Source organism: Exiguobacterium sp. s142 (genome assembly GCF_018618455.1).
In the GTDB taxonomy this organism is placed as follows: Bacteria; Bacillota; Bacilli; order Exiguobacteriales; family Exiguobacteriaceae; genus Exiguobacterium; species Exiguobacterium aurantiacum_A.
The window spans coordinates 1-19985 of the sequence record NZ_JACSMB010000007.1; the positions used below are offsets into that span (position 1 = coordinate 1).

The 19985-nt window shown below is 51.2% G+C and carries 17 protein-coding genes; 4 read left to right on the top strand and 13 right to left on the bottom strand.

Features of this window, described 5'->3' with window-relative positions; genetic code table 11:
• Positions 1-200: 200 nt before the first annotated feature.
• The 4 genes from lpdA to pdhA all read right to left on the bottom strand — a co-directional run bounded on the left by lpdA (position 201) and on the right by pdhA (position 5053).
• Positions 201-1613, bottom strand: coding sequence for a dihydrolipoyl dehydrogenase (lpdA, locus tag KNP77_RS08075; RefSeq protein ID WP_070327594.1), 1413 nt, complete (start codon positions 1611-1613; stop codon positions 201-203).
• Between the two features lie 4 nt (positions 1614-1617).
• Positions 1618-2910 carry a dihydrolipoamide acetyltransferase family protein gene (locus KNP77_RS08080; protein WP_070327595.1) on the bottom strand — a complete coding sequence of 431 codons (1293 nt, stop codon included), beginning with the start codon at positions 2908-2910 and terminating at the stop codon, positions 1618-1620.
• Between the two features lie 76 nt (positions 2911-2986).
• The gene (locus KNP77_RS08085) at positions 2987-3964 is read right to left on the bottom strand and encodes an alpha-ketoacid dehydrogenase subunit beta (RefSeq protein ID WP_070327596.1); all 978 of its coding nucleotides are present in this window, start codon (positions 3962-3964) and stop codon (positions 2987-2989) included.
• A gap of 3 nt (positions 3965-3967) precedes the next feature.
• Positions 3968-5053 (bottom strand): pyruvate dehydrogenase (acetyl-transferring) E1 component subunit alpha, encoded by a 1086-nt coding sequence (pdhA, locus tag KNP77_RS08090; RefSeq protein ID WP_070327597.1) that lies wholly within the window; start codon positions 5051-5053, stop codon positions 3968-3970.
• A gap of 332 nt (positions 5054-5385) precedes the next feature.
• Between pdhA and def the strand changes: the two genes are divergently transcribed.
• Both def and KNP77_RS08100 read left to right on the top strand, forming a co-directional pair.
• Positions 5386-5925, top strand: a complete 540-nt coding sequence (def, locus tag KNP77_RS08095) for a peptide deformylase (RefSeq protein WP_131440389.1) — start codon at positions 5386-5388, stop codon at positions 5923-5925.
• A gap of 1 nt (position 5926) precedes the next feature.
• Positions 5927-7552 carry an alpha/beta hydrolase gene (locus KNP77_RS08100; protein ID WP_214890116.1) on the top strand — a complete coding sequence of 542 codons (1626 nt, stop codon included), beginning with the start codon at positions 5927-5929 and terminating at the stop codon, positions 7550-7552.
• Positions 7553-7935: 383 nt separating this feature from the next.
• Here the strand turns inward: KNP77_RS08100 and KNP77_RS08105 are convergent, their stop codons facing one another.
• Both KNP77_RS08105 and rnjA read right to left on the bottom strand, forming a co-directional pair.
• Positions 7936-9414: a phospholipase D family protein gene (locus KNP77_RS08105; protein WP_251138995.1), complete on the bottom strand. Its 1479-nt coding sequence runs from the start codon at positions 9412-9414 to the stop codon at positions 7936-7938.
• Between the two features lie 40 nt (positions 9415-9454).
• On the bottom strand, positions 9455-11122 hold the full coding sequence (gene rnjA, locus KNP77_RS08110; RefSeq protein ID WP_070327600.1) for a ribonuclease J1: 1668 nt from the start codon (positions 11120-11122) through the stop codon (positions 9455-9457).
• Positions 11123-11330: 208 nt separating this feature from the next.
• Here rnjA and KNP77_RS08115 point away from each other — a divergent pair, with 208 nt between their 5' ends.
• Entirely contained in the window at positions 11331-12095 is a 765-nt protein-coding gene (locus KNP77_RS08115) for a Cof-type HAD-IIB family hydrolase (protein WP_251138996.1), read from the top strand.
• A gap of 72 nt (positions 12096-12167) precedes the next feature.
• On the opposite strand, the gene KNP77_RS08120 is transcribed toward KNP77_RS08115, so the two are convergent.
• From KNP77_RS08120 to KNP77_RS08140, 5 genes are all read right to left on the bottom strand, one after another.
• A complete protein-coding gene (locus KNP77_RS08120; RefSeq protein WP_071399517.1) occupies positions 12168-12830 on the bottom strand; it encodes a potassium channel family protein in 663 nt (220 codons plus the stop codon).
• Positions 12831-12937: 107 nt separating this feature from the next.
• Positions 12938-13969, bottom strand: coding sequence for a cytochrome d ubiquinol oxidase subunit II (locus KNP77_RS08125; RefSeq protein WP_131465383.1), 1032 nt, complete (start codon positions 13967-13969; stop codon positions 12938-12940).
• Positions 13970-13983: 14 nt separating this feature from the next.
• The gene (locus KNP77_RS08130) at positions 13984-15372 is read right to left on the bottom strand and encodes a cytochrome ubiquinol oxidase subunit I (RefSeq protein WP_214889993.1); all 1389 of its coding nucleotides are present in this window, start codon (positions 15370-15372) and stop codon (positions 13984-13986) included.
• A 267-nt stretch (positions 15373-15639) separates the two neighbouring features.
• Positions 15640-16761, bottom strand: coding sequence for an N-acetyldiaminopimelate deacetylase (locus tag KNP77_RS08135; RefSeq protein ID WP_070327605.1), 1122 nt, complete (start codon positions 16759-16761; stop codon positions 15640-15642).
• Positions 16758-17636, bottom strand: coding sequence for a transcriptional regulator CcpC (locus KNP77_RS08140; RefSeq protein WP_070327606.1), 879 nt, complete (start codon positions 17634-17636; stop codon positions 16758-16760). The genes KNP77_RS08135 and KNP77_RS08140 overlap by 4 nt, the downstream gene beginning before the upstream one ends.
• A 110-nt stretch (positions 17637-17746) precedes the next feature.
• Here KNP77_RS08140 and KNP77_RS08145 point away from each other — a divergent pair, with 110 nt between their 5' ends.
• The gene (locus KNP77_RS08145; protein ID WP_070327607.1) at positions 17747-18136 is read left to right on the top strand and encodes a disulfide bond formation protein B; all 390 of its coding nucleotides are present in this window, start codon (positions 17747-17749) and stop codon (positions 18134-18136) included.
• Between the two features lie 51 nt (positions 18137-18187).
• On the opposite strand, the gene nadE is transcribed toward KNP77_RS08145, so the two are convergent.
• Positions 18188-19003, bottom strand: coding sequence for an ammonia-dependent NAD(+) synthetase (gene nadE, locus KNP77_RS08150; RefSeq protein ID WP_070327608.1), 816 nt, complete (start codon positions 19001-19003; stop codon positions 18188-18190).
• A 116-nt stretch (positions 19004-19119) separates the two neighbouring features.
• Positions 19120-19941, bottom strand: coding sequence for a BsuPI-related putative proteinase inhibitor (locus KNP77_RS08155; RefSeq protein ID WP_236633407.1), 822 nt, complete (start codon positions 19939-19941; stop codon positions 19120-19122).
• Positions 19942-19985 lie beyond the last annotated feature (44 nt).

The window sequence follows — 19985 nt, forward strand, 5'->3', positions numbered from 1 at the left end:
CAGCGGGCAAGGCGAGACCCAGCAGCGACATCGTCGCGATGCGGCTCGCTGACCGCCCCCAGGAAAGCGGCGTGCCGGACAGGGCGGCTTGAAGGGCAATGAAAGCAGAGGAGCGCCATCCCATCCGGGATGACGCTCCTCTGCTCAAAATTATTTGAAGTTTTTCAGTGCCCTCCGCGAGTAGCGAGAGAGTTTTTGTATTACTTAACGACGTGGATTGGCATACCCATTGCGATTTCTGCCGCTTCCATTGCCATCTCACCGAGTGATGGGTGAGCGTGGATTGTGAGCGCGATATCTTCAGCTGTCATGCCTGCTTCGATGGCGAGACCAAGCTCGGCAATCATATCAGAAGCGCCTGTACCCGCGATTTGAGCACCGATCAAAAGACCGTCCTCTTTACGCGTGATGAGCTTCATGAAGCCGTCTGGCTCGTCGAGAGCGAGGGCACGACCGTTCGCTGCGAATGGGAATTTCGATACTGTGAAATCGAGTCCTTCTTCTTTAGCGAGCGGTTCTGTGTAACCAACTGTCGCAAGTTCAGGGTCAGTGAAGACGACCGCTGGGATTGCTGAGTAGTCGAGGTAAGCCGGCTTACCTGCAGCTGCCTCCGCTGCAACTTTTGCTTCGTAAGAAGCTTTGTGTGCGAGCGGTGGTCCTGGTACGATGTCGCCGATTGCAAAAATGTTTTCGTTCGACGTCTTGCACTGGTCGTCAATCTCGATGATGCCGCGATCGCTGATTTTAACTTCAGCATTCTCGAGGCCGATGTCGCCAGTGTTCGGACGGCGTCCGACTGTGACGAGGACGTAGTCCGCTTCAACAGTCTGTTCTTCGCCGTTCACTTCAAACTTCACGATAACGCCGTCTTCCGTTTCCTCGACGCCTTTTGCAAGAGCGTTCGTGTGGATCGTGACGTTGCCTTTTTGTTTGAGTTTCTTTTTGACGATTTGCGTCATTTGTGGCTCGAAGCCAGACAAGATGTCGCTTGCGCCTTCAACGACTACGACTTCAGTATCGAAGTTCGCATACGCTGTCCCAAGTTCCATTCCGATGTAGCCGCCACCGATGACGACGAGCTTTTTCGGAACTTCTGGAAGAGCCAATGCGCCAGTTGAAGAAAGAACGCGTTTTGACCATTTGAACGATGGGATCTCGATTGGTGTCGAACCAGTCGCGATGATCGCTTTCTTGAACTTGTAAGGAGTTGAGCTATCTTCTGTGATGACACGAACTGTGTCTTCAGCTGCGAAGAACGCTTCACCTTGAACGATCTCGATCTTGTTGCCTTTCAAAAGACCTTTGACGCCGCCAGTCAATTTGTTGACGACCGACTGTTTCCAGTCTTGGACTTTCGTGAAGTCAACTGACACGTTGTCAGATGTGATTCCCATTGACGAGTGACCTTTAGCGTGCTGGAAGTTGTGCCCAGCCGTGATCAACGCTTTTGATGGGATACAACCGACGTTCAAGCAGACACCGCCAAAGTTGCCTTTTTCAACGATTGTAACTTTGAGTCCGAGTTGTGCGCCGCGGATTGCTGCGACGTATCCACCAGGACCGGCGCCGATGACAAGTAAATCAGTTTCTTGTGCGAATTCTCCTACTACCATGTTATTATCCCTCCATCATTAGAAGTGCTGGATCTTGAAGCAAGCGTTTGACCATGTTGAGCGCGTTTTGAGCAGTCGCACCATCGATGAGACGGTGGTCAAAGCTGAATGAAAGTGCGAGCACTGGTGCTGCGACGATCTCGCCGTCTTTGACGACAGCTTTTTCAGCGATGCGGCCGATACCGAGAATTGCAACTTCCGGGTGGTTGATGACAGGTGTGAACCATTGTCCACCAGCTGAACCGATGTTCGTGATTGTGATCGATCCGCCTTTCATGTCGTCCCCAGCAAGTTTGCCTTCACGGGCTTTGCCAGCAAGCTCATTGATGTTGTTTGCAAGTGCGTAGACTGATTTACGGTCCGCATCTTTGACGACAGGAACGACGAGGCCGTTATCCGTGTCAGCTGCGATACCGATGTTGTAGTAGTTTTTGTAGACGATTTCTTCGTTTACATCGTCGATTGACGCGTTGATTGTTGGGTAAGCTTTCGCTGCCGCTGTCAATGCTTTGACGACGAATGGCAAGTACGTGAGTTTCACGCCTTGGTCAGCCGCGACTTGTTTGAACTCTTTACGGAGTGCGACAAGTTTCGTGACATCGACTTCGTCCATGAGTGTTACGTGCGGAGCCGTATGTTTCGAGTTGACCATCGCTTTCGAGATCGCTTTACGGATACCACGGATTTTCTCGCGCGTTTCGAGTTCAGGTGTAGCTGACTCGTAAGGCTTGATTTCCGTCTTCGCAGCCGAGGCCGTCGCTACAGATTCTGTTTTCTCTGTTGTAGCTTCCGCTGTCGGTGCTTCACCGTTTGCGAACGCGTCGATGTCTTCTTTAAGAACGCGACCGTTGTCGCCAGTTCCTTTGACTTCACGGATGTCGACGCCTTTTTCACGAGCGTACTTGCGAATCGAAGGCATGGCGATGACACGCTCAGACTTGTGAAGTTGAACTTCACGTGGACCGTCTTCTTTCACGTCTTCTTGAATCTCTTCTGTCTTCTCTTCAGCTTTTGGCTGTTCAGGAGCTGCCTCTTCTTCACCGGCTGGTGCGTCACCTTCGATATCGAACGTGATGAGGACGTCGCCGACGATGGCAACTGTTCCTTCAGAGACTTTAACTTCCTTGACTGTTCCGTCGACCGGAGCAGGAATCTCAACGACGGCTTTGTCGTTTTGAACTTCGAGGAGGATGTCATCCTCTTTCACTGTATCCCCTGCTTTGACGAACCACTTGACGATCTCACCTTCGTGAATTCCTTCACCGATGTCTGGTAATTTAAATTCAAATACTGCCACTGGTTTTTCCTCCTATCGAATAATCATGTAAACACGACAAGGGAGACAATTCTCCCTCATCGTTAAATGAACACGATCAGAAGTTGATAACTTCTTTAACTTTTGCAACGACATCTTTATGGTCAGGTAACCATGCATCTTCACCTTGTGCGAAAGCGAAGACCGTGTCTGGTGCAGTTACACGAAGCACTGGTGCTTCGAGGTGAAGAATCGCGCGTTCTTGAATTTCAGTTACGACGTTCGCCGCAATCCCTGCTTGACGCTGTGCCTCTTGAACGACGATCGCGCGGCCAGTCTTTTTAACTGACTCGACGATTGTGTCGATATCAAGCGGGCTGATTGTCATGAGGTCGATTACTTCGACGTTGATGTTTTCTTTTTCGAGCTCTTCAGCTGCTTTGAGTGAAGTATGAACCATCGCACCGTATGTGATGATCGAAACGTCAGTACCTTCGCGTTTCACGTCTGCTTTTCCAAGCTCGATCGTGTAGTCGCCTTCTGGTACTTCGCCACGGAACGAACGGTAAAGTTTCATGTGCTCGAGGAATACGACTGGGTCGTTGTCACGGATTGACGCGATCAAAAGACCTTTTGCATCGTATGGTGTTGACGGGATGACGACTTTAAGACCAGGTGTCTGAGCCATCAATCCTTCAAGGCTGTCCGCGTGAAGTTCTGGTGTTTTAACGCCGCCACCGAACGGTGAACGGATTGTAACCGGCTGGCTGTAAGCGCCGCCTGAACGGTAACGCATACGTGCCATTTGGGCAGCAACTGAGTCAAACACTTCGAATACGAATCCGAAGAATTGAACTTCCATGATTGGACGGAAGCCTGTGAGTGCAAGACCGATCGCGAGACCGCCGATACCAGACTCAGCGAGTGGCGTATCGAAGACGCGGTCTTCGCCTAACTCGTCTTGGAGACCTTCCGTTGCACGGAAGACCCCACCGTTTTTACCAACGTCTTCTCCGAAAAGAAGTACTTTCTCGTCGCGCTTCATTTCAACGCGCATCGCATCAGTAATCGCTTGGATCATTGTCATTTGAGCCATAACTTACTTCGACTCCTTTGCTGTATATTCTTCAAGCTGCTCTTTCAAGTTTGAAGGGAGTGTTTCGAACATGTTGTTGATGAAGTCCGAAACTTTTTGTTTTGGTTCTTTGTCCGCGAGGCTGATCGCTTCTTTCACGTCTGCTTTCGCTTGTTCGATCACTTCGTTCTCCATGTCTTCGCTCCAAAGCTTTTTGCCTTCGAGGAAAAGACGGAAACGTACGAGTGGATCTTTTTCTTGGTACTCTGAATCGAGTTCTTTCGTACGGTAACGTGTTGGGTCATCCCCAGCGAGCGTATGTGGTCCGTAACGGTATGTGAGTGCTTCGATGAGCGTCGGTGTCCCATCAAGTGCGTCTTTACGCGCTTGTTGTGTTGCGGCGAAGACAGCAAGTACGTCCATACCGTCAACTTGGATTCCGTTGATGCCCGCTGCTACAGCTTTTTGCGCGATCGTTTTAGCTGCCGTCTGCTTCTCAACAGGTGTCGAGATTGCGAAGCGGTTGTTTTGAACGACGAAGATAGCTGGTGATTTGAATGCACCTGCGAAGTTCATACCTTCGTAGAAGTCACCTTGTGACGATCCGCCGTCACCCGTGTAAGTAATGGCGACGTTCGTGTTGCCGTTGCGTTTGAGGCCCATGGCCACACCCGCTGTTTGAATGATTTGTGCACCGATAATGATTTGTGGCATTAAGACGTTAACGTCTTCTGGGATGCGGTTTCCTGCCACGTGACCACGTGAGAACAAGAACGCTTGATAAAGCGGAAGTCCGTGGAATACGAGTTGCGGGATATCGCGGTAACCCGGAAGAATCCAGTCTTGCTTGTCGAGCGCGTATTGCGTCCCGATCATCGTTGCTTCTTGCCCTGCCACTGGCGCGTAGAAACCTAGGCGTCCTTGACGGTTAAGCGAGATGGCACGCTGATCCCAAATTCGAGTATAGACCATGCGGCGCATAAGCTCCTGAAGTTGCTCGTCCGTTACATCTGGCATTGCGTCTTGGTTGACGACCTCGCCCTTCTCGTCGAGAATACGGAACGTTTGGAAGTTTTCTTCCACGTTTTGAAGTACCTGAACGTTGTTCATTCGTTTCACCTCATCCTTTCAACTATGAGACAATTGTCTTTTTTTGTGATCAAACACTACCTCAAATCTTAAGTGTATCTGTCCAAAAAAGCAATCTGTATTAACGTGATTCAGGAAAGTATGACTTCTCCTGCCGTTTCCTTGTCAGTATAAAACGGGTTGTTACAATAACGCAAAAAATATGCTCACTCCATAAAAACGCTTACATGAACACATTTTTCGAATGTTTTACGCTCTGTATCATTTTCATTTCACCTTCTGTACCATCTGAGCGATTCGCTCATTAAATATGATATAATTGGACATATCGCAATTGGAAAGGAAGTTTACCCATGTTAACAATGAAAGACGTGATTCGTGAAGGAGATGAGCGGCTCCGTAACCGTTCAAGTGAAGTCTCGCTTCCACCTACGGCAGAAGACCTCGCCCTGCTCGACGAGATGGAAACGTTCCTCGTCAACAGCCAAGACCCTGAGATCAGTGAGAAATATGAGCTTCGCGGCGGAGTCGGAATTGCTGCACCACAACTCGGTGTCAATCGCCGGTTCTTCACCGTCCTGCTAAAAGAGGAAGAAGAGACGTTCAAGCTGTCGATCTTCAATCCGAAAATCACGAGTCACTCGCTCGAACAGACGTATTTGAACGGCGGTGAAGGCTGCTTATCTGTCGATCGCATCGTCAAAGGCAACGTACCCCGTCACCGTCGCATCACCCTCGAAGGATTTGACCGTGACGGCAATCCGATCAAGTTACGTCTTCGTGGGATGCGAGCCATCGTCTGCCAACACGAACTCGACCACTTGGACGGCGTCCTGTTTTATGACCGCATTAATACGACCAATCCGCTAGAAACATACGGTGAACCGATCTGAGGTGACGAGCGTGAAAAAAAAGACACTGTTGTTCCTATTCCCATTCTTGTTTCTTTTAATCGGTGGATGCGTCCGGATCGAATATGACGCCACCGTCCACTACGATCAGTCTGTCACGCTCGAGACGACGTATGCGTTCCGCGATCACCCGGTCATGAAGCTATTAAACTTACGGCTCGACTGGGAAACGTGGAAACAACAAGCGAACGATAACGGCTATGCGACTCGAGACTATTCGAGCGAAGACGATTACGAAGGTATGGTGTTAAAGAAGACGTTCAAAAACGTCGATGAGCTGCAAAACATTAAACAGGAATGGAAGACCGGACCGGCCGGTGTCCTCGTTCCCCCCGACGTGAAATTTGACGTTCAAAAGGAAGACGGCATTTGGTTCGATTCATACGTATTGAAGACGAACTTGGATTTACGTCTCGATCGCGTCGACTTGCCTGGTGTCAACTTGAGCGGTTCCCCGAAAGAACTCGCCGAGCGTTATATCCGCCAAGCCGACATCCGTTTCAATTTGACGGTACCGACCGGTGTGTTCGTCGAGGACGGGACCGGCCTTGACCCTCGTTCGATGAAACAAGTCGAGTGGCAAGTGTACGGCGGACGCCAAAACAATATGATGCTTGTCGCGCACGTACCGAACGTCAAAGCGTGGATCATCACGATCGTCGTTGCCATCATTGCTAGTGTGACTGCTTTCTTCGTTTGGCGGAGATCTCGGAAAAATGTCGGAAACCCCGACCGGACATCAATCCGTTCGCGCGTGCTCGGTATGTTGATCATCCTGTTAGCGTTAGCCATCATTATCGTGACCGTACGTGAAGAACTGACGAACGATCGAAAAGTCGAAGCCATCCGTCAAGCCGCTCAAACCGATGAGTTCATCCCGACGTTCGCCGTCCACGGCCTGCTCGGGACCGACCGGACGTTCCTCCGCTTCTCCCAATACATGGAGCAGCGCGGACTTGCCAAAGACGGTGCGCTTTGTACGGTGACAGCGAAAGGAGCGGTCGACTGCGTCATCAATGATTACAGTTCGAACCGACCGATCGTCCGGATTGAATATGAGGATGCTGAAGCGTCCTTGAACAACCAGACGAAATGGTTGAACCTCGCCATCGAAGAGTACAAAGCGGAACGAAACCGTTCGTTCGACCGCATGTATGTAATTGGTCACAGTATGGGCGGTGTCGCCGCAGCCAACTACATTTTGAACCAAGACGAGTATATCGTCGATAAGCTCGTTACGTTTGATAGCCCGTTCGCCGGGACGCGCCTCGCCAACTTCGGTTTATCCGCCAGCAACTTCGGTGTGAACACGGGCAGTCCGGCCATCCGCGACTTGTCGCCGAGTTCTGATGGGCTCAAGTCGTTCCAGGCCAAGCTTGAGACGTGGCCCCGCTCCGTCCAAGTGTATTCGTTCTCAGGACGAGGCGGCGAGTTCAACTTGATCGAACCGTCGAGCTCGCTCTTGCTCGAGGAATACACGAACAATATCGGTACCGAGACCGTCCCATACGATCACTTCTCACTTCATCGGAAGACGGACGTGCTCCGTGAGACGGGCGAGTTCTTATACGAGTATTCAAATGAGTTCAATCCAGTCGAAACGCAATAAAACAAGCCCGCCCTCTGATGAGGACGGGCTTGGGCTGTTGACGAAACAATTCGCTTTTTTATGTTCGATGACCTCGAGTCACTCTGCCCGGCACAAGATTGAAAAAATGGTATGTATACGGTCTCTCCAGGCCAATAAACTGGTCAGCTTCTTCATGTTTTGTGCGGTGACCGCCGCCAGATGGGACCGTGTGCGTTGCTCGTCCGACGGCGCCGCGACTCCTGCAGGATAGCAATCCAACGGAGACCCAGCAGCGACCCGAGTCGCGATGCGGCTCCGAGATTGCCTGCGGAAAGCGTGGGCGCCGAAAGGACGAGCGATAGCAATCACGTTAGTCAACAAGCTGAAGCCCGCCCTCTGATGAGGACGGGCTTGTTTTTAGGTCAGTAGGTCATCGTCCACGTCAACTTCTGTACCCAGTAGAGCAAGTACTTGCCGATCGGCAAGTCGGTCTGAATCTCATCATAAGCGACGGTGTACGTCCCGTCCTCGTTGTTCCAAAGTCGTTTGAAATAGCTATCGACTTCGCGCATGAACTCGGTCTCGGTCGCAGTCGTCACTTCAACGTCCGCCTCGAGGTTATAGTCGTTCATATTCCGGGTCGTATAGTTGCCAGACCCCATCACGACGACACGCTGCTCGCCTTCGACGTATAGCATCTTCGGATGATATTGTTCTTTCCCGACTTCGTACCAGCGGACCTCGATCTGTTCCGGGTTGACTTCGACGAGCTCAGCCGTGACTGGCAAGTTCGGGAGACCCGACTTATCACGCCCGAACGCGTTCGTGTTCGGGTCAAGGATGAGCTTGACGAACACGCCGCGCTCGCCGGCATCGTGGATTGCTTGGATGATGTTCCGATCGGCCAAATAGAACATCCCGATCCAAATCGTCTCGCCCGCTTCCGCCTCGTCCATCGCTTTCACGACGGCTTCTTGAATTTTCGACTCGGTGACGTAACGAACCTGCATCGGTCCGTCCGAATCCTCGTCACGTAAGGCGGCGAGCGCTTCTTCACTCGGGAAACGGCTCGCGTCCCCTTTCGAGAACCGGGCGATCGCCTCTTCCCCTTCAAGAATGTCAGCTAGGATCGGACCGTCGAGGCGGACGCCGACATTTGAATGGTAACCGGACGCATCATGCGGATTAGCCGAGAGGACGAACCCGTCGTTCTCCGTCACCATGATTTTGCGATGGTTCGCTTTCACGTTCAGTAACCGTAAATAAGAACGAATCGTGATGTCCGGTGCCGATTTCGCCATCGGGTTCGGGAGCCAACCGTTTTGGCTGTCCCCGAACCATTGGAATCCGATGCGATACAACGTCGAGTACAAGATATTCGGGTCACGTAACGCGTCGAGGTTCGTGTAGACAATCTCCGCGCCGGCTTCCTTGAGCACGTCTAAATGGTCAGACGCGTGACCGTTATACGTCGTGTTGATCTCGTCTGTGATCAACACGACGTTCAAGTCCGGATATAGCTCCATCTGTTCTATGAGTGCTGACGACAGGCGGGCCGTGATGTCCGGATACTGTCGATCTTCATTTGAATATGGATTGAATAAGAAAAAGTCCATGACGATATACTCCCGGGCCTCGCGGATCGATCGCTCGACATCTTGGAAGATCTCTTGCTCGGTCACTTCCGTATCTTCCCCTTGGTATGTCAAATCAGACAAAAAATCGATTTGGTCATCCGAGATGTTTACCGGTTCGGATGCTCGAGACACCCCTTCTGGCAGCGGTTTTACTTGATGATAAATCATCGTGACTAAAAATAAGATCGCAAATGCGGCAAGTCCCCACTTGAGCCAACCTGTCTTATGCTTCTTCCGTTCCATACGCACCGTCCCTTTTTTCATTCTCTAAAAAACGGGCTGTAGTCACCTACAGCCCGTTCGTTTATACTTCCATAATGATCGGAAGAACCATTGGGTGTCTTCGTGTTTTTTGAGCCAAGTATGGCGTGAGTGTATCCGAGACAAGTTGCTTCATCTCTGACCATTTCATCTGCTTGTTCGACAAGCCTTGTTCGACCGTCTTCTTGAGCAAGCGCTCACCGTCACGAATCAGGCTGCCCGATTCACGCATGTACACGAATCCGCGCGAGATGATATCGGGTCCGGAGACGAGTTTTCGCGTCTTGCCGTCGATGCTGATGACGACGACGACAAGTCCATCTTCTGACAAGATCCGGCGATCGCGTAAGACGATATTGCCGATGTCACCGATGCCGTTTCCGTCAACATAGACGGCGTTCGCCGAAATTTTGCCTGTAATGGCAGCCGAATCGGCATCGACGGCGAGCACTTCGCCGTTGTCCATTACGAACGTGTTCTCTTTCGGGATCCCGACCGATTGCGCGAGCTCGGCATGTTTCACTAACATGCGGTACTCTCCGTGAATCGGCATGAAGAATTTCGGGTTGAGCAACCGGATCATGAGCAGCTGCTCTTGTTGCGATCCGTGACCTGACGTATGGATGTTCGTGAGTTTACCGTAGACGACGTCAGCGCCCGCTTTGTACAGTTGGTTGATCGTTTTACCGACCGACACGGCGTTACCAGGAATCGGTGACGATGAGAAGATGACCGTGTCGCCAGGGATGATCGAAACTTGACGGTGTGTCCCGTTCGCAATCCGGCTGAGCGCAGCCATCGGTTCACCTTGTGATCCGGTACAGAGAATCGCCACTTCATGTGGTTGGAAGTTGCGCATCTGGTTCGTCTCGATAATCATTCCTTTTGGTACGTTGATAAAGCCGAGATCTTGTCCGATCGTCATGACTTTTTCCATCGAGCGACCGAAGATGAGCAAGTGGCGGCCCGTCTCAGCACAAGAGTCGATGACTTGTTGCAGACGATAGATATTCGAGGCGAACGTCGCGAAGATGATGCGCCCTTCCGCTTTACGGAACGTCTCACTGATCGTCCCGCCGACGACTTTTTCACTCATCGTGAACCCTTCGATTTCTGCGTTCGTCGAGTCTGACAAGAGACAAAGGACGCCTTCTTTCCCGATCTCAGCCATTTTGGCGATATCAGCCGGCTCGCCGACCGGTGTGAAGTCGAACTTGAAGTCGCCAGTATGGACGATGTTGCCTTGTGGCGTCTTGACGACGACACCGAGCGAGTTCGGAATCGAGTGGGTCGTCCGGAAGAACGAGATACTCGTCTTTCTGAACTTGACGATCGTATCTTCATCGATTTCATGCAATTCGGCCTCGCGAAGCAAGCCGTGCTCCTCAAGTTTCACTTTGATCAACCCGAGGGCGAGCTTTGTCGCATAGATCGGCAGTTTGACTTGTTTCAACAAGAACGGGATTCCACCGATATGGTCTTCGTGACCGTGGGTGATGAACACCCCTTTTACTTTTTCTTTGTTTTTGATCAAGTATGAGTAATCTGGAATGACGTAGTCGATCCCAAGCAAGTCATCCTCTGGGAACATAATCCCGGCGTCGATGACAATGATCTCATCTTGAAATTGAGCGACATACGTATTCTTCCCGATTTCTCCGAGTCCGCCTAATGCGAACACAGCGGTTTGATGGTTCTTTACAAACTTCATTTAATCTCTCCTTACTTCTAGTTAGTTGATTTTCATCTATGTGATACATAAGTGATTCTCGTGATAAAGTTATGTCTCCGTAAGATTCTTTCTTCATTATAGCTCATATTGTGACAAAATTTCACTAATGACGTCAGATTGAGGGCGGTTTCTTGATTTCGTGGTATGCTTTTCTGTATAGAAATACCCTAAACAAGACAGAGAAAGCATGGTGATTCGAATGGAAGATAAAAAAGTAGTCTTTTTTGACATTGACGGCACGCTTCTCCACGAAGGGACGTATATTCCGCCTTCGACGATTGCGGCGATCGAACAACTTCGTGCGAACGGAGTCGAGACGTTCATCGCGACGGGACGAGGCCCGGCGATGCTCTCAGACATCCCGCAGCAACTTGGAATCGAGAGCATGGTGTGCTACAACGGCCAAATCGTCGTCCACCGTGGGGAAATCGTCTATCGGAACACGCTACCGACTCATGCGCTCAGCCGTTTGACGGACCATGCGGGAACGTTTGACCACACACTCGTCTATCTCGGACAAGACCGTGGCGGCGCGACGAAACCGAACGACCACGTCGTCGAACAGTCGCTCGGTGAACTCGATATGCCGATCCCGACGTACGCGCCAAACTTCCACATTGAACAGGACGTTTATCAGACGTTGCTCTACTGCACGCCTGAAGAAGAGCATCATTATCTCGACGCTTATAGCGAATTCGATTTTATCCGGTGGCACCCGCATGCGATGGACGTCATCAATCGCGGGGCGAGCAAGGCGGACGGCATTCGCCACTTCATCGAGACGAACGGCTATCGCCTCGAGAACACATACGCCTTCGGTGACGCGTTGAACGATTTGGCGATGCTCCGATACGTCGGTACAGGCATCGCGATGGGCAACGGACGAGCCGAGGCAAAAGAAGCGGCCGACTTTGTGACGAAATCGATACTTGAAGACGAAATCGATACTTGAAGACGGGATCGAGTACGGACTAAAAACTATGAAGCTAATCTAAAAACAACGAGAGGCTCGCGCCTCTCGTTTTTATCTTGACCGAAGCGAGCGTTCGAGCCGGTCGAGGTCGGTATCTTTTCCGATGATGATCAAGATATCTTCCGGCAGGATCATCTCGTCGGCTTGAGGAGAAATCAAGACGTCGTCACCACGACGGATGGCGACGATGTTGACTCCGTATTTGGCACGAAGGTCCAAATCGATCAGTGATTTATTCGATAGTTTATCAGAAGCCTTGATCTCGACGATCGAATGTTCATTTGAAAGTTCGAGGTAGTCCAAGATACTTTGGCTCATCAATCCGTTGGCGATCCGGACGCCCATATCGCGTTCCGGGTGGACGATGTTATCCGCACCGATTCGACGTAGGACTTTTTCGTGGTAGTCGTTCGTCGCTTTTACCGTGATGATTTGGACACCGAGCTCTTTCAAAATCAACGTCGTCAAAATCGAGGCTTGAATGTTTTCTCCGATTGCCACGATCACATGTTCGAAGTTACGAATCCCAAGACTCTTTAAGACGTTCTCATCGGTCGTATCGGCGATGACCGCATGCGTGGCTAGACCCATGAACTCATTGACGCGTTCTTCATCCACGTCGATGGCGAGCACGTCATATCCGTTCGACGACAGCTCCCGCACGATCGACCCACCAAACCGACCTAAGCCGATGACTGCAAATTCACCTGTCATATTCAAAACATCCCTTTCCATACAGCGGTTTCTGTTCCCGATTCTTCGTACAGTGTAACCGATTCGCCCTAAAAAAACTATACAAAAAAGACCGGGAAATCCCGGTCTTATGCTTTACCGCTTGAACGTGTTCCACGCACATAGTCATTGTCGAACAAGAACAGACGAAGCAATAAATACAACGCTGGTACGAGTAAGAGCAATCCTAGAATGAACACGATGACGAGCGCGATCGCCATCGACTCGTTGACGACGCTTCCGTTAATGTCGATATACGGATAGAGAATGTACGGCAAATGCGTATAACCATATCCGAACCACGCCATGAAGAACTGACCCATGACCATTAAGAAAGCGAGTCCGTAGTTGCGTTTCAAGTAGACGAACGATACGGCGATGATGAAGAAGACGAAACTCGCGGCGAACCACCACCAGTTACCCGCCAAAATGTTTTCATAGTGCCATGCCGCCTGTGACTTTAAGCCGAAGAAGACGAGGCCCGAAGCGAGGATCGTCGGAACACTCCAGAAGAGCGCCCACTTGCGCACGAGGCCGACTGCTTCGACATCACGTGCCTTGTCCGCATAGAACAAGAGGAACATCGCACTAATATAGAGCACCGACACGATCGCAAGGATAACGACTGTCCATGAGTAGAAGTTTGTGAACAACTTCAATCCGTCAAAGAACACACCCGACTCTGTCTCGTTAATGAATCCGCCTTGACTGACCGTGAGCACGGTCGACATCGCCGCCGGAATCAATAAACCTGTCGCCCCGTACAAGAACACGTAAAACGTACTCTCTTTCGAACCGTAGTTCGCGAACGCATAAAAACTTCCGCGAATCGCGAGCAAGATCAACACGACAGAGGCCGGTACTAACAAGGCCGTTCCATAATAGTAAGCCGTATCCGGGAAGAACCCGACGATTCCGACGAAGAAGAAGACGAAGAAGACGTTCGTCACTTCCCATGTCGGTGACAAATACCGTTGAATCAAGCGATTGATTTTTTGGTCTCGCTTCGTGTACTTACTATAGAAAGCGAAGAAGCCGGCACCGAAATCAATCGATGCAACGATGAGATAGCCGTATAAAAACGTCCATAATACGGCAATCCCTAATTCTTGAATTTGCATGTCATATCCTCCGATCACACTTCATCCGCAAACATCGCTTCGCCGCGATGTTCCGATTGTTTTAGTTCTTTCCCGACTGGGTTGTCCTTGAACAGACGTGTCAAGACGAGCACTGTGACCACGCCAAGAACCGCATATAGGATCGCGAAGGCGATGAGCATCCAACCTACGTTAGCCGACGTCGTCGCTGCCTCACTCGTGCGCATCAAATCATAGAGCGCCCATGGCTGACGGCCAAACTCGGCGAAGAACCACCCGAACTCGATTGCCATCATGGCGAGAGGGCCTCCCGCCGCAATCGCAATCAGCATCGGTTTGCTGAATTGAGGCAATCGCTTAATGTAGCGTCCGAGGACGAACAGGAATGAGATGAGCGCAAGAAGCATCCCGATTCCGACCATCGCATCAAACAGATAGTGGATGAACAGTGGCGGTTGGTCCTCTTTCGCAAATTCATCAAGACCCGTCACTTCATAGTTTGGGACACCGCCCGCTAAGATTGACAACGCATAAGGGATTTTAATGGCCCCGCGTACTTCGTAACCACCTGCACCATCGTCTTCGAGCCATCCGCCCAAGATGAGTTCGGCTTCGGAGGAGGTGTCAAAATGCCACTCTGCCGCCGCCAACTTATCTGGCTGATACTTCGCCAAGTATTTACCTGAGAAGTCTCCGACGAGCGCAGTCGCAATCGCAAAGATGAGCGCGACGGTCATCGTTAAACGAAGACCTTTTTTGTGATACTCGATAGACAATTTGTCGAGCTGGTTACGGCGTTGGCGCAATAACTGCACGGCCGCAATCGCCGCTAAGATGAATGCCGATGTCAAAATGGCAGACGTTAATACGTGCGCCATCTTTGTCGGCATCGCCGGGCTGAACATCGCCTCGAGCGGACTCACGTTCGCAAGTTTCCCATCGACGATATCAAATCCGACAGGCTGGTTCATAAAGCTGTTGACTGTCGTAATGAAGAAGCCTGAGAACAGTGCACCAACGGCGACTGGAATCCCGATCAGCATATGGTGCCACGGGTTTTTAAACCGATCCCACGTGTACAAATAAATGCCGAGGAAGATCGCTTCAAAGAAGAACGCGAACGTTTCCATGAACAACGGCAGCGCGATCGTCTGACCGGCGACGCGCATCAAGTTTGGCCAAAGCAGTGATAACTGCAGCCCGATGGCTGTACCGGTGACGACACCGACCGCGACGGTCACGACATAGCCCCGCGACCACCGACGAGCCATCAAGGTGTATTTCGGATCTTTCTTTTTAATACCTAAAAACTCTGCCAATAAAATTAAAAGTGGAACCCCGACGCCGATTGTGGCAAAAATCACATGAAAACCTAACGTGAGTGCCGTTAACGCCCGACTCATCAGGACCGGATCTTGAAACATCTATTGATTACCTCCTATCTCTCTCTAGCGCTTCACACCGATGCGTGAAACGAAACATCATAGATAATTTCCTTTGGATACCCCTATCATAATGATTTTATATAGCGCTGTAATGTCTCAATGCTTGAGTTCGCAAAATGTTCACATTTGAACAAGCTTAACAATATTGACGCTTTACAATCATAATAAATTCCCTTTTTCCTCACATCGGAAGCACAATTCAACACATTTCAACAAAAAAAGCGGACAGCAACGTGTCCGCTTCGTTCACTTCACAATGACCGTTCTAAAGAAATGGTCGAACAGTTCGACCGCGACATCGATCGCCCGCTCATCTGGATTGAGCGTCGCTTGGTGAAGACCTGAACCCATGTCGTTCACCCCGAGCCACACCATGAACCCCGGCACTTGTTTCAACATATAGCCGAAATCCTCACCGGTCATGGCCGGAACGCACGTCTTATACGAATAGCCGACGTCTTCGACCGCTTCCTCGAACTGGAACAAATACCGTTCGTCGTTCACTACTTCATGGTACCGGTTGCCGAACTCGAGGTCGATATGGACGTTATACGTCATCTCGACACCGGCGATGACTTGACGGATCCGGCGCTCAAGGACGACCATTTCTTTATCCGACAAGGCCCGGATCGTCCCATCGAGCTTGGCCGTCTCGGCGATGATGTTCTCTTTCGTGCCGGCAGCGACTTTACCGATACTGATCACGGCGCTCCCCATCGGGTCGATGTTGCGAGAGATGATCGTCTGCAGCTGCATGATCAATGCCGCCTGAACGATGACAGCGTCAATCCCGGCATGCGGGAAAGCGCCGTGCCCACCCTTGCCGTGAATCGTGAGGTGGAGCTCACGCGCACTCGCGAACAAGACGCCCGGTCGTGAGGCAATCGTGCCGACCGGATATTCCGGCGCCACGTGGAGACCGAACATCGCGTCAGGACGGAAATGATAGAACAACTCCGACATCGCCATCGGTTCCGCACCGCCCGGCCCTTCTTCGGCCGGTTGGAAAAAGACGACGAGATGATGATCGAGCGGCTCTTCGATCGCGCGTTTGATCAAGCCGAGCGCGATCGCCATATGGACGTCATGTCCACAGGCATGCATCATGCCTTCATGGACCGAGGCGAACTCCAGTCCTGTCTCTTCCGTGATCGGCAATCCGTCCATATCGGCCCGATACCCGATCGTCTTGTCGCCGACAAGACCGTCGACACGTACGAACAGTCCGGTGCGCCAATGCGAGATGTGGACCCGTGACGAGTTAAACGAACGAATCAACTCCTCAAGCGTCGCTTGTGTTTTAAACTCTTTGTAACCCGGTTCTGGAATCAAATGTAACTGTCTTCTAGCTTCTATGGCCCAACTCATTCCACACTCTCCTTTGTCACTTCTTCAACGATTTCCCAAAACGCTTTCACTTGCGCGAGCTCGAGCATCGAGTCGGTCGACAACATCCACGTGTCACGCACGAGCGGTGTCCCGTTCGACGACGTGAGCGGGATCTTATTGATCGCCTCGACATCGCGAATCGTCGACTCCGGCAAGATGGCAAAACCAATCCCATGCAGCGCCATCTGTTTGCACGTCTCGATCTGATCGACGACGAGTGTCGTGAGCGGCGGACTCGAGAACCGCTCTTGCCACCATTCAAGGATTTCTTGATAATAGGTCGAGTCACTCTTAAACTGAATGAACGAGCGCTCGTTATTTTTCAACTGCTTTAAATCGGTCATCCGCATATCAACGAGGTGAAGCGAATCTGAGAACAGTTTCATCTTTTCTCCGCGCCAGTCCGGATTACCGCGAATGATCCCGATATGGAAACTCTCTTCGAGCATATAGCGCATCATCTCGCTCGACCAGCCCGTCACGAGTTTGACTCGGACGGACGGATACCGTTCCATGAATCGTTTCAAGACGCGGGGCAACCAATACTGTCCCATGATCGAGGCGACCGCGATTTTGAGCGTCCCATACACTTCGCCTTGCTTGGCCGTCAACTCTCCCCGAAGTTCTTGCTCTTCGCTATACATCTTTTTCGCGAAGTCGATGATTTTCTCACCGTCCGGGGTGAGGGCGAGGCCTCGCGTCGAGCGGACGAAAATCTTTTTGCCCCACTGATGCTCGATTGTGACGAGGCGTTGGCTTAAAGCCGGTTGGGAGACGAACAACCGCTCGGCGGCTTTTCTCATATTCAACTCTTCGGCGAGGACGATCAACACTTCCACTTCTGATACTTGCATGACGTCACCTATTTCTATATCGTTTCTAAGACTGTATACTAAATTCATTGTTGCTAACCTGTATCATATCATGTTCATTCGCAATTTTTGAGTCGTCAGGAGGAAATCGTATGCAACGTCATCATTTTGCCTTTATTGTCGCGACCGTCGCGACGCTTGGAAGTTTGTACTTCTCCGAAGTCATGCTTTATCTGCCCTGCAAGCTGTGCTGGTTTCAGCGCATATTCATGTACCCGCTCGCGATTTATTACTTGACTATCATGTTAACGAACCGTGAAGTCAACCGTCTCTTCATCGGACTGATGGCCGGTGCCGGCTGGCTGATCAGCCTATACCACGTCGTGCTCGAACGGATTCCGAACGGGGATGCGTTTTGCAGCAACGACTGTCTCATCCGTTGGGTGAACTACTTCGGGTTCGTCACGATCCCGCTCTTGAGCTTCATCGCGTTCACGCTGATTTTAGCTATTCAATTCGTTCCAAAACGTACTGTTCGTTGAATGGAAAGAGGAGACACGGTCGAAATTGACCGCGTCTCCTCTTTATTTAGCTTATTGCCACCACTCGTCATAGAGCGACGCCGGCATATGGTGCTTATGGCGCGACCGTTTAAAGATCGTCTCGATCCGCTCGGCGATAGCCGGGTCGACGGCTTTCCCTTCTAAATAATCGTCGAGTTGGTCATACGTCATCCCCAGTGCGACTTCATCGGGAAGACCCGGTTTGTCGTCCTCGAGGTCAGCCGTCGGCACTTTATAAATCAGACTCTCGTGCGCTTCGAGCTCATGGAGCAACGCTTTTCCTTGGCGCTTGCTCAGTCCCGTGAGTGGCGTCAAATCGGCTGCCCCGTCCCCGTGCTTCGTATAAAATCCAGTCACATACTCTGCCGCATGGTCAGTCCCGACGACAAGCGCCCCGAACGTCGCCGCGATGTCATATTGGACTTTCATCCGTTCACGCGCTTTCGTGTTCCCTTTATGGAAATCGCCGAGTTCGAGCGTCGTTGCTTGTTTGAACGCCTCGACCGAAGCATCGACGGCCGGCTTGATGTTGACGGTGAACGTCTTGTCAGGCCGGATGAAATCAAGCGCCCGCTTGGCGTCGTCTTCGTCATGTTGTTCGCCGTATGGGAGGCGCACCGCATAAAACGTATAGTCGCCGCCGGTCTCAGCCCGCAACTCTTCCATCGCGTGTTGGCATAACTTGCCCGCGAGTGTCGAGTCTTGTCCACCTGAAATACCGAGGACGAGTCCTTTCGCCCCCACACGTTTGACGTACGTTTTTAAAAAGTCGATTCGTCGACGGACTTCTTGAACTGGATCGATGTGCGATTTCACATGAGTCGATTCGATGATGTGTTGTTGCATCTTTCGTTTCCTCCTTGTTTGTAAGTCGGTTTGCCTTATTGTCTGACAATCTGGTTTTGTCGTCAATACGTTTGGATTCCAAAAAAAAGACGGAAACGTGAGTTTCCGTCTAACGGTTATTGAACGCGGAACGATGCGACGTCTCCGCCGATCGGTGTCATCTCTAGGAAGAGCGACTGTCCTGATGTCGGTTCCTCATCTAATAACACGCCGAACGTGAAGCCGCCGGCCGTCGGTTGCGACGCCCCTTGCGCAAACACGTTATGCCCGTCCGAGACGCTCCATTCGAACTCCTCGACGTTCGTGTACCCAGCCACTTCAATCAAATTCCCGTTTCTCTTAATCGAGACATCGCTGAACGCACCGTCCGTTTGGGCCGGCTGCTCGCTCGGCTCATCCGTTGGCTCTTCAGAAGGCTCTTCAGAAGGCTCTTCTGCCGGTTCTTCCGCAGGCGGCGCCTCTACCGCTTCAACTGATAACGTTTTTTGATCGGTGGCTGCCATCTCTGGTGCGCCTTCGACTTGAGCGAGACTGACGAAATCAACCGTATACTCTCCGCTCTCGAGTGTGAGCGGGAACACTTCGTCAAACACTTTCGTCTCACCCGGTTCCCACGTCTCTTCGATAATTGATTCAGTGAACATATATTCGCTGCCGTAATCAAAAACGGTCGTTTCTCCGTTCATGACCGTCAACTGAAAACGTTGCGATGAATTGAAGGTCACCTTGACCGGTCCTTCATTCGGGTTCGTCATCGAAACCGTCGCCGATAATTGTTTTGTGTCGGCATTGTAGCTCGCGTCCGTCTCAAGCGTCAATAAAGCTGGAGCTGCCGACGAGTTCCCGTCCACATCGCTCGGAGTTGCTTCTTCTTTACCACACGCCGCTACCACGAGCATCATCGCAGCGACCACGACTAGCAACCAAGTTTTTTTCACGTATTCCACTCTCCTCAACAAAATAAAAAAACGTCTATAGCACT

Coding starts and splice junctions, on each gene's coding strand:
- lpdA (WP_070327594.1), bottom strand. CDS start 1,613: ATGGTAGTAGGAGAATTCGCACAAGAAACTGATTTACTTGTCATCGGC.
- KNP77_RS08135 (WP_070327605.1), bottom strand. CDS start 16,761: ATGAGTTGGGCCATAGAAGCTAGAAGACAGTTACATTTGATTCCAGAA.
- KNP77_RS08085 (WP_070327596.1), bottom strand. CDS start 3,964: ATGGCTCAAATGACAATGATCCAAGCGATTACTGATGCGATGCGCGTT.
- nadE (WP_070327608.1), bottom strand. CDS start 19,003: ATGCAACAACACATCATCGAATCGACTCATGTGAAATCGCACATCGAT.
- KNP77_RS08105 (WP_251138995.1), bottom strand. CDS start 9,414: ATGAAAAAAGGGACGGTGCGTATGGAACGGAAGAAGCATAAGACAGGT.
- KNP77_RS08115 (WP_251138996.1), top strand. CDS start 11,331: ATGGTGATTCGAATGGAAGATAAAAAAGTAGTCTTTTTTGACATTGAC.
- rnjA (WP_070327600.1), bottom strand. CDS start 11,122: ATGAAGTTTGTAAAGAACCATCAAACCGCTGTGTTCGCATTAGGCGGA.
- KNP77_RS08140 (WP_070327606.1), bottom strand. CDS start 17,636: ATGCAAGTATCAGAAGTGGAAGTGTTGATCGTCCTCGCCGAAGAGTTG.
- KNP77_RS08130 (WP_214889993.1), bottom strand. CDS start 15,372: ATGTTTCAAGATCCGGTCCTGATGAGTCGGGCGTTAACGGCACTCACG.
- KNP77_RS08120 (WP_071399517.1), bottom strand. CDS start 12,830: ATGACAGGTGAATTTGCAGTCATCGGCTTAGGTCGGTTTGGTGGGTCG.
- KNP77_RS08145 (WP_070327607.1), top strand. CDS start 17,747: ATGCAACGTCATCATTTTGCCTTTATTGTCGCGACCGTCGCGACGCTT.
- def (WP_131440389.1), top strand. CDS start 5,386: ATGTTAACAATGAAAGACGTGATTCGTGAAGGAGATGAGCGGCTCCGT.
- KNP77_RS08125 (WP_131465383.1), bottom strand. CDS start 13,969: ATGCAAATTCAAGAATTAGGGATTGCCGTATTATGGACGTTTTTATAC.
- pdhA (WP_070327597.1), bottom strand. CDS start 5,053: ATGAACAACGTTCAGGTACTTCAAAACGTGGAAGAAAACTTCCAAACG.